Annotated in this window: 14 protein-coding genes; 5 read left to right on the top strand and 9 right to left on the bottom strand. The window is 63.2% G+C overall.

What is annotated here, in order from left to right:
• Positions 1-6 precede the first annotated feature (6 nt).
• The 8 genes from traV to HWX55_RS28270 form a co-directional block, all read right to left on the bottom strand.
• The gene (gene traV / locus HWX55_RS28235) at positions 7-687 is read right to left on the bottom strand and encodes a type IV conjugative transfer system lipoprotein TraV (protein WP_175978109.1); all 681 of its coding nucleotides are present in this window, start codon (positions 685-687) and stop codon (positions 7-9) included.
• A 2-nt stretch (positions 688-689) separates the two neighbouring features.
• A complete protein-coding gene (locus HWX55_RS28240) occupies positions 690-1601 on the bottom strand; it encodes a DsbC family protein (RefSeq protein ID WP_244140656.1) in 912 nt (303 codons plus the stop codon).
• A complete protein-coding gene (locus HWX55_RS28245; RefSeq protein WP_244140657.1) occupies positions 1598-1873 on the bottom strand; it encodes a hypothetical protein in 276 nt (91 codons plus the stop codon). Before HWX55_RS28245 ends, HWX55_RS28240 begins: the two co-directional genes overlap by 4 nt.
• Entirely contained in the window at positions 1870-2223 is a 354-nt protein-coding gene (locus HWX55_RS28250; protein WP_041489688.1) for a hypothetical protein, read from the bottom strand. Before HWX55_RS28250 ends, HWX55_RS28245 begins: the two co-directional genes overlap by 4 nt.
• Before the next feature lie 2 nt (positions 2224-2225).
• Entirely contained in the window at positions 2226-2684 is a 459-nt protein-coding gene (locus HWX55_RS28255) for a hypothetical protein (protein WP_175978111.1), read from the bottom strand.
• A complete protein-coding gene (locus HWX55_RS28260; RefSeq protein ID WP_244140658.1) occupies positions 2681-2857 on the bottom strand; it encodes a hypothetical protein in 177 nt (58 codons plus the stop codon). The genes HWX55_RS28255 and HWX55_RS28260 overlap by 4 nt, the downstream gene beginning before the upstream one ends.
• A gap of 55 nt (positions 2858-2912) precedes the next feature.
• The gene (locus HWX55_RS28265; protein ID WP_244140659.1) at positions 2913-3356 is read right to left on the bottom strand and encodes an LPD29 domain-containing protein; all 444 of its coding nucleotides are present in this window, start codon (positions 3354-3356) and stop codon (positions 2913-2915) included.
• Positions 3357-3430: 74 nt separating this feature from the next.
• Positions 3431-4258: a DUF932 domain-containing protein gene (locus HWX55_RS28270; RefSeq protein ID WP_175978112.1), complete on the bottom strand. Its 828-nt coding sequence runs from the start codon at positions 4256-4258 to the stop codon at positions 3431-3433.
• A gap of 664 nt (positions 4259-4922) precedes the next feature.
• On the opposite strand from HWX55_RS28270, the gene HWX55_RS28275 reads away from it, so the two are divergent.
• The 4 genes from HWX55_RS28275 (at position 4923) to HWX55_RS28290 (ending at position 6570) form a co-directional block, all read left to right on the top strand.
• Positions 4923-5387 (top strand): hypothetical protein, encoded by a 465-nt coding sequence (locus HWX55_RS28275; protein ID WP_175978113.1) that lies wholly within the window; start codon positions 4923-4925, stop codon positions 5385-5387.
• 26 nt (positions 5388-5413) lie between these two features.
• Positions 5414-5560, top strand: a complete 147-nt coding sequence (locus HWX55_RS28280) for a hypothetical protein (RefSeq protein WP_175978114.1) — start codon at positions 5414-5416, stop codon at positions 5558-5560.
• A gap of 62 nt (positions 5561-5622) precedes the next feature.
• The gene (locus HWX55_RS28285) at positions 5623-6072 is read left to right on the top strand and encodes a hypothetical protein (RefSeq protein ID WP_244140660.1); all 450 of its coding nucleotides are present in this window, start codon (positions 5623-5625) and stop codon (positions 6070-6072) included.
• Between the two features lie 225 nt (positions 6073-6297).
• Positions 6298-6570 (top strand): hypothetical protein, encoded by a 273-nt coding sequence (locus HWX55_RS28290; RefSeq protein WP_175978116.1) that lies wholly within the window; start codon positions 6298-6300, stop codon positions 6568-6570.
• Between the two features lie 26 nt (positions 6571-6596).
• Here the strand turns inward: HWX55_RS28290 and HWX55_RS28295 are convergent, their stop codons facing one another.
• Positions 6597-7025: a hypothetical protein gene (locus tag HWX55_RS28295; RefSeq protein WP_175978117.1), complete on the bottom strand. Its 429-nt coding sequence runs from the start codon at positions 7023-7025 to the stop codon at positions 6597-6599.
• A gap of 168 nt (positions 7026-7193) precedes the next feature.
• On the opposite strand from HWX55_RS28295, the gene HWX55_RS28300 reads away from it, so the two are divergent.
• The gene (locus HWX55_RS28300; RefSeq protein WP_175769750.1) at positions 7194-7490 is read left to right on the top strand and encodes an H-NS histone family protein; all 297 of its coding nucleotides are present in this window, start codon (positions 7194-7196) and stop codon (positions 7488-7490) included.
• Positions 7491-8073 lie beyond the last annotated feature (583 nt).

Here is an 8073-nt window from a genome sequence, read left to right on the forward strand (position 1 = left end):
CCTGGATCAGTGGTCTGTCGCTGCGGGCATCGCAGCCGCTGCACGGTCGACTGCGCCGACAGGCGTGAGAATTCCCTGCATGACCCGATCGGCACTCGAGATCGACCCCGACGTCGATTCGGTGTTGGAGCCAGCAGCGGATGCCTTGCTACGGCTACTGCCAGCATCCGGCGCAGGTGTCGGCGGCATCACCGGCCGGAACGCGGCCTGGATGCGCTGCTGGTTGTGCGCGATCGACCAGTGGCCGGGATCGACGATCAGATAGACGTATTCCTGATCGTGCAAGTCCGAGTCCGCGTCCTGCCACGGTGCGAACCAGATCCGCATCTCGCGCGACGCCGTGTGAACCGGAGCACCGCTGTCGAGCGCTTTGGGGAGAATCCCGGCGGCGGCGCCGACGGGTCGAGCATTGCCGCCGACCGCAGCACCCGGTGCGCTCGATGCCTGGCTGGAGTCTCCGGCATAGCTGCCGAGCGCGATATTCGTCGTCGCGCCGGCGCCTGTATGCACGCGCTGGTCGGGCAGGTTATGCGCCATCGCGTTGGCATAGATGCCAGACATGCTGCTGCAGAGCACCCCTTCAGGCGCCTTGCAGGCGAATTGCGAGCTCGCGTCATAGCCGCTGAAGCTGCAGCCGGTCAGGGTGAGAAGCGCGGAAAGCGTGGCGAGCATGATCTTGTTTTTCATGGTCACTTCGCTCCAAGCCATTGATCGATTGCTTCGGCGCTGGCTGCGCCCGGCAGCACCCGCCCGTCCTCGCTCACGAGCGCAGGCGTGCCGGAAATTCCCATGCTTGCGGCCAGCGCTTCGTTCGCGTCGATGGGATTTGCGCACGACACGAGCTTCGGCTCGACGCGCGTCGGTGCAGGTGTCTTGGCAGCGCCGCCAGCCGGAGTCGATCCTTGGTCGCGCATCCAGCGCGACAATGCGAGGGGCATCCACGCGTGCCAGGCGGCAAGCCTGTCCTCGGCGCACCAGATCGCTATGGAGTGCGCGCGGGCCCGCGGATGAATCGATTCGAGCGGGTACATGAAGCGGTAGATCGTGACGTCCTTGAGCTTGGAGAGGTCATCCTCCAAGGCCAGACAGTAGGGACAATCGGGATCGTCGAAGATCGCGAGCTTGCGGCGGCCGGTACCGTGAACCTCGACGAACGCGTCCTGAAGCCGATCGGCCGGGAACCGCACCTTCTGCAGTGCTTGCTCGAGCGGTACGGTCAGATCCTGTTGCGTCACCATGTCGAAGAGGTGGCCAAACAGGAAGTACCGCCCGGTGACGTCCGTATAGGCAACCTTGTTACCCATCACGACCTCATAGATGCCGGCCGACGGCGTGGCGGCGACCTCGCGAAACTGGGTAGCGGGGTAGCGTGCATGGAGGGCCGCCTTGAGCGCAGCTACGACGGGATCAAGGTTCGGGTCGGCAGGGTTGATCTGCGACGTGGTAGCCTGACCGACGGACACCGTGACACCGACTTCAGAGCTCGGCCCGGCGACACGCGCCGGAACCGCGGATGGCACCGCGGATGTACCTTGGGTGGTGCAGCCCCACGCGATGCACATCGTCATCAGAAGAGCGAAAGTGAATTTGGCCTGTTTCATTGGATCATTGAGCATGTTGAGGGCGAGGTGCCGGCGGCGAACGTGAGCGCCGACGCTGGAGGGACGGTCATTTGCCGAGATGGCTTCGAGAAAGCGTGATGCTTGACCCCATCGATCGTGCGGCCAGCGAGCTTCTTACCAACGCGCAGCATGCGGGCGTCGCCGTCGTCGTCAGCTGCTGAATCGCTGCCGTGGTGGACCTGGCCGGTCCGTTTGGCCCACGCTCCGAACCACGTGCGGTCGCACCACTCGATCTTGCTGATCTCGGTCATCGCCGCACCATCATGCAAAGGTCCGCCCGGCGCTTGATCTCAGCCGCGTATACGGTCAAGTCGCCGGTCAACACAACATGCGTGCGCGGTGCGGCCGGCACACCGACATACTCTTCAACAGGGGAATCCGGGGTCCGCTTATCTCCGGCAATGCAGACGTTGTAGCCCCGCGAATTCGGAACATGCGCAATCGAGAGCGTGCCCTGCGCGACCATCGCTTCGAGCAGCGGGCGAATCCGTGCCGCGCTCAGGTGAAACTCGCTTGCCAACGCGTAGGCTGCATAGGCGACACGTGGGCGCATGGCAGCAAGTACATCGTTGGCAGTCGGCATATATTTGGCGCGAGGCATGGTCAGTCCTCCACGGGCTTGCGGCGTTGCACGAAGTCCCACAGCGCGGCCGGCAAGAACCGCGCCTCTGCACCTCGCTGGTCGAGCATCATCGCGACGTTGGCAACATCCACGGGATCGCCCATCGCGACGACCTCGATAAGCTCGCTCGCGAGCGTCATCGCCGAGACGGTCGCGGTATCGCACCATCCGCTACGGCCTTCTTGACGCTTCTTGGCGAGCTTGCGTTTCATCCGCGCAGCGAAGAGGTCGACGGCGACATCGTCCGGATGCACTGAGCCAGCGCGTCGGTTCCAGGCGGCCGCAGCGGCAGCGGCGTCGTTGAAGAGCAGCACCATCTGATAACCGGGGCACGCGAGATCGACGCAACTCGCACCGAACATCGCCTCGGAAACACGCATGACCGCGTCAACGTCGCAGTACGGACACGGGACAAGTTGATGATCGCGGGGAGAGTTCATTGAAGTTCTCCAGAGACGGCCGCGCGCGCAGCGACGCGCTCGAAATAGAAGACGACAGGCGCCCCGGTTTCCTCGATCAACCCGTAGCACTTCGCCAGGCGATAGATCGGGTGATACGCGTTGAGCGAGGAGACATGCTTCATGAGCGCTTGGCGCCACTGCTCAAGCGACATCTGCCCCTTGCTGATGTTGCAAGGCGGACAGGACGGCATGTAATTCGACTCGACGTCACGCTCCGGATGCCTCGAGCCGCGCGAGCGCACGCTCAACCGCGCGATCGCTGAACTGTCGCGACAGCGCGATCCGATCTGCAGCGAGACGAACCGTCTGCCGGCCGCTGGCCGTCAACATGAAGTGTTCGACCCGCTCGACTCTGCCGCCGTCGGCCAGACGCGTGGCCTGCAGCGGCATCACAAGGCGCGCAACCTGCACGTCTCGGGGGCCGTCGGTCCAGTCGATGGTCAGCTGCGTGCCGTGCTCGTTCTTCGCGACGCGCACCGCAAACGACGTCGCGGGGAAGCCTTCACGCAACACCGTCTGCACCAACTGCGCGGTCTCGACAAGCGTCAGCACGTCGGCCAGCACCGCGGGCGCGGTGGCGGAATCCCGGCCGCCCCGCGCGCGGACGGACTCGGAAATTTGGGTACGACGATCTGCAATGTGATGGAACATGTTGAACCATCGAATGATGGTGTACGGGACAACGTGAGGCGAGGGCGCCGGCGGCGGCGGCCGGCGCGTTAGGGTTAGGCCTTCAGCTTGCGCATCTCTTCGGCGAGCACCCACATGGCACGATTCAGGCGCAGATCCTGATCGATGCCGGCCACACCGCGTGTCGACATCCGGCGGCCAGTGGCCGAGCGACCACGCAGTCCGCCCTTGATCACGCTCTCCTGCACGCGCTGGAACGTAGTCCAGAGGTCGGGGCGGTTGTCCTCGGTACGACGCGCGCGAAGCAGCTGAACCTCGGTGATCGGCGCGGGCGCTTCGGTCACGTCGTACCGGAGCGCCAGCACCGACCGCGCGAACGCCTGTTGCTCGCCTTCATCGAGCTGCACGGCTTCCATCTCGCTCTTGCATTCGCGGATCAGGTCGAACCCGTCGAGCACCTCGTGCGCGCCGTCGACGACGTGGTCGACGACGTCGCCCTTGTGCGGCACCCGGATGTCGTGCGTCGTATCGCCGAATACGAGACCGTTCTGGCAGACGAACCGGAAGTAACCGGCCAGCATCTGGTAGCTGCTCGACCCATCGTGGCTGTTGAGGAGGATGATTTCCGGGGTTTCCGGCGACGCGACCTGCGACGCGTGCCGCAGCCGGAGCATGTGCTTCGTATGCTCGCGCTTCGCGTCGACGCGCACGCGGGTCTGGCAAACCATGAAGGGCTGGAACCCTTCTGCGCGCAGCTTCGTGAGGATCTCAATCGTCGGAATGTACGTGTAGCGGTCCGACCGTGAATCGTGTTTGTCGGCGGCGAAAATCGACGGTGCGACCTCACGAATCTGCTCATCGGCAAGCGGCGTGTTCGAGCGAAGGATCGGGGCGTTGCTGCCAAACTTGGTTGCGAGTTGCATGGTTTTCTCCGTTGAAGATTCAGGTTCGATGCGAGTCGTTCAGGAATTCGCTGGCGTCCGTCAACACCAGACGACGTGGTCGTAAGCGACGGTGCGCCGGTAGTAGTTCCGTCCATCCCAAGGCGTGTACGTGTATTCCATGTATGAACAATGCAGGACTACTATCCAATGGTGCAGTCGGTTCGTTTCCATCGTGACCTCCATCTGCGGTTGGTTTGCGCTTCAGGCCGACCGGGACCCAAGATTCTGAGTCCCCACGTAGGGGTTGTGCCGGTGCTGCCTGGACTTCGGCAGAACTGCTGCCGCCAGTCCCCTTAGTTCGTCGTCCCGCGACTGAAGGAGCCTGCCGGCGGGCGTGTTCAAGGGCGGTCGCAAAGCCGCACGCGGAGCGCAGCCCGAAGGGCGAGCACCGAACGGGTGCCGCGGCCGGCGAAGCGGACCCTTGAATGCGAACGACGGTGGGCTACGGTCGCGCTTGGGACGGCGAGCTCAGGGGACTGGCGGTTTGCGGAAAGTTGAGACAGCACCGGCTCGCCGCGCGGCGAGCGCCATTTCTTGCGGCCCTGGCCGCAAGACTGGACAAGCTTGGCCGCGTGTCGCGGTCGTTCGCGACACGCGGTTGCGCTATGCTTTGGCGTGATCGTGTGAAATCAGAGACGAGCCGATGATCATTCGAGAGCAGGGACGCATCATCAAGGTGCTGCGCGTCGAGCCTCCCAAGCAGCCTCCGACCCGAGGGCGTCGGCGCGAACACGTGCTCGGCACGTTTTGCGCCGACGAGCCCGTGCCGACCGAGCTATTCAACGCGTTGACACGCGACGAGCGCAAGGCGCTCGCGCGCTGGCTCGCGGTCTACCGGGAAAGTCAAGCACGCACGCAGGCCCGCCCGCTGCGCGCCGGCGCACCCGAACAGCTCGAGTCGCTCGTCGGCGCACTCGAAGTCGCGGCCGACACGCTGTCGTCCGCCGACGCCGATCAGCTTTGGGCGCAGTTGCAGGCGATCGCGCGGACGTTGAAACGCGCGGGCCATCCGCGGCCGCGCGCGGCGCGCCGGCCGCCGGCACCGCTGCCCGGGCAACAGGATTTCTTCAGCGAATGCGACGAGCCCGAGCAGCCGACCGAACAGTGAGCACGCTCCACGCTAGGATCCGCACCATGCATCCACACCGTATCGTCGAAGACAGCGGCTACACGAAGATCCTGGCTCGCCGTGTCGAGGATAAGATCGCGAGTTTGCCGGTGTGGCGGCGTTGGATCGCGCGGATCTTCCGCGCCTTCAGGAAAATTCCCAAGGTTCATTGAGGACCGGCCTAGCAATCATCATGTCGAGTCGACGCGGATCTTCACCACGACGCGCCCGGCCATTGGCACACGCGAAGCTGACGCGGACCCTGTTGTTTCCGATGCCGCGACAGCAAGCCGAAGAACTGGCGCTGCAGTATCACGTCACGTTTCAGGCGCTGCGCATGCGCCGCGGCTCGGCCCACGGCTTGTCCGTCCTCCTGCAGCTGGTCGTGCTCACCAGCTTCGTCGACGAAGCGCGCCGGCACGAGCTGTGCCCCGAGGTGATGGTTGCCACCGAACGCGGCATCAACGTCGCGCTCGAGCACGCCAAGACATGCGGCGAGTGGGTACTGGATCCGCAGACGGATGAGCTCGTCGCCGCACTGATCGGGGGGCACGATGATCAGCTACGCGGGGCGCCGCTGGCGGTGTTCGCCGAGGCGCTCGAGCGGCTAGAGCGCCTGCGCGACGGCCGATCGTACGATCGGCCGCCAGCGCAGCGCTGTGTCGCCGGATCTAAGCTCGGCTGACGCCACTGCATCGGCGGCCGGATGTTGCGCCTGCCCCGCACCCCTAATGTATATACAGTGTTTCGGCGGCACCGGCCGCCGCACGCCGAGGAGGGGGATGGACAATCTGATTCGAGTGACCAACGTTCGAGATCGCGCAGTACTCACGCGGTCGGCGAGCTACCTCGTCGACCACGAATTGGTCAGCGTAGCTGAGCACCTGGTCCGCGCACCCCGGAGTCGGACATGATCACCGCGCCGATGCTCGAGCAGCGCGAGGCGATGGTCGCGTTCGGCTGGACGGTCGTCAGCGACTACGGATATTCACATCGCAGCGGCTGGACGATCGGCGTTTGCCGCGTGCGCGGCAGATGGGTGACTGAGTTGTGGGATGGGATGTCGCTCCATGCCAACGTCGACTCGCCGCTGGCGGCCGCGCGGCTTCATCGCGATCTGGTCGGAGAGCTGGACTCGACCTCCTCCGGGGAACTCGACGGGCCGCACGACGCGCCGAGCTGATCAGCCGGCGCGATCAGCGCCGCGAGTTAGCGGTTGACGACGTAGACGGGTTTCGCCATCACGATCAGCAAAAACTGCGCGAGAAGGACCAGGGCCATCAGCGGCAACGAGACCCACGCCAGCACCGAAAACAGGCCGAGCTGGGCAACGGATCCCCCGATCCCATAAACGACATCCGTGCGTCGGATGTTCACGTAGACCATCCACCCCGCCAGCGCGACGCCAAGGCCCATTACCACGATCCCGTTCAGTGTATCGTCATGGTTTAGCTCGGCCGAATGCCGCCAGTAGCCGCCGATGACTAGCAAGACCAGCGTGACTGCGGTCAAGTAAAACGCGGGTTTCGTGAAAAAGGCGTGACCGAACTTGTTCATGCAATGCTGATTGAACTTCGTGATGCCGAATACGATGGCTGCAATAGCCGCGGCCGCGACAAGCAGTTTGATGACCAACATACGGAATTCCCTCGGGACGTTATTTGTCTGGCGATTATAAGGCGAGAATTTCGGGATACCGTGAACGTCTGATCCAGTACGATAGGTGAGGTCGAATATCGCGCCAAAGGGGCGATTCCCCGATAAAATGACCGTACCTCTAATCAATGACTGGAGCGGTCAACCAAGATGGCGCAATCTTCCCGTACTTATAAGCAGGTCCAAGCTGAAATCGAGAAGCTGCAGGCGGAAGCGGAAACGCTCCGCCAGCAGGATCTCGCGAGCGTGCTCGCCGATATTCGCGCGAAGGTCGCGGAATTCGGCATCACCGAACAGGACATTTTCGGTCGCAAGCGCAACGTCAGTGCACCTTCCGTGCCGAAATATCAGGATCCGAAAAGCGGCGCCACCTGGAGTGGTCGGGGCAAGCCACCGGCGTGGATCGCCAAGGCCAAAAATCGAGACCGCTTCTTGATTCCGCAATGAAGCCGCGCCGGCGAGCCACCGTCGGTAGCTCGCCGAGATTCGACGGTTCCTTGCATAAGTCGACACCTAACCTCTCAGTCAGCGTCAGATTCAGGTCTGAGACCGCTTGGCCTCACTTCGTCAAAGGCCGTAATCGACTTCCGCCGCTCGACTTCGACAGGTTGGACGTCCGGTATTGACAGTCAAGCGTAATCCGGAAACGGAGACATGCATTGTTCAAGGTCGTCACAGGGCTTTGACATTGATTTCCGTGGAATTTTCCGGTTAGAGAGCTCTAGACTGCATGCGGGATTGCGACCCGCCCAGACTAAATATTGCTTTAAAATCAAATGGTTGTTGTCTGTGCACTATTCCGGCGGGTTCAAGGCATACCGTCAAACCAACCGTGAATAAGAAATGAAAGCCCGGAAAAGGGGTGCGCGAGTCGCCCGCAAGGTGATGCACCGTCATCGCGGCGCATGTCGGGTCAGTTGCCGACGCGAACCAGGCGAACTTCGGAGCAGCAGTCGCGTGGCGCGTCGGTGGCACCGTCTCGGTGACGAACCAGGTGCAATTCGAGGATCAGCCTTTGCGATATGAGCGC

Origin of the sequence: Burkholderia sp. BCC1047, from assembly GCF_902833155.1 — a bacterium.
Lineage (GTDB): Bacteria > Pseudomonadota > Gammaproteobacteria > Burkholderiales > Burkholderiaceae > Burkholderia > Burkholderia sola.

Bases quoted from the DNA above. Each gene is read 5' to 3' on its own strand.
- traV (WP_175978109.1), bottom strand. From the start codon at position 687: ATGAAAAACAAGATCATGCTCGCCACGCTTTCCGCGCTTCTCACCCTG.
- HWX55_RS28240 (WP_244140656.1), bottom strand. From the start codon at position 1,601: ATGAAACAGGCCAAATTCACTTTCGCTCTTCTGATGACGATGTGCATC.
- HWX55_RS28245 (WP_244140657.1), bottom strand. From the start codon at position 1,873: ATGACCGAGATCAGCAAGATCGAGTGGTGCGACCGCACGTGGTTCGGA.
- HWX55_RS28250 (WP_041489688.1), bottom strand. From the start codon at position 2,223: ATGCCTCGCGCCAAATATATGCCGACTGCCAACGATGTACTTGCTGCC.
- HWX55_RS28255 (WP_175978111.1), bottom strand. From the start codon at position 2,684: ATGAACTCTCCCCGCGATCATCAACTTGTCCCGTGTCCGTACTGCGAC.
- HWX55_RS28260 (WP_244140658.1), bottom strand. From the start codon at position 2,857: ATGTCGCTTGAGCAGTGGCGCCAAGCGCTCATGAAGCATGTCTCCTCG.
- HWX55_RS28265 (WP_244140659.1), bottom strand. From the start codon at position 3,356: ATGTTCCATCACATTGCAGATCGTCGTACCCAAATTTCCGAGTCCGTC.
- HWX55_RS28270 (WP_175978112.1), bottom strand. From the start codon at position 4,258: ATGCAACTCGCAACCAAGTTTGGCAGCAACGCCCCGATCCTTCGCTCG.
- HWX55_RS28275 (WP_175978113.1), top strand. From the start codon at position 4,923: ATGATCATTCGAGAGCAGGGACGCATCATCAAGGTGCTGCGCGTCGAG.
- HWX55_RS28280 (WP_175978114.1), top strand. From the start codon at position 5,414: ATGCATCCACACCGTATCGTCGAAGACAGCGGCTACACGAAGATCCTG.
- HWX55_RS28290 (WP_175978116.1), top strand. From the start codon at position 6,298: ATGATCACCGCGCCGATGCTCGAGCAGCGCGAGGCGATGGTCGCGTTC.
- HWX55_RS28295 (WP_175978117.1), bottom strand. From the start codon at position 7,025: ATGTTGGTCATCAAACTGCTTGTCGCGGCCGCGGCTATTGCAGCCATC.
- HWX55_RS28300 (WP_175769750.1), top strand. From the start codon at position 7,194: ATGGCGCAATCTTCCCGTACTTATAAGCAGGTCCAAGCTGAAATCGAG.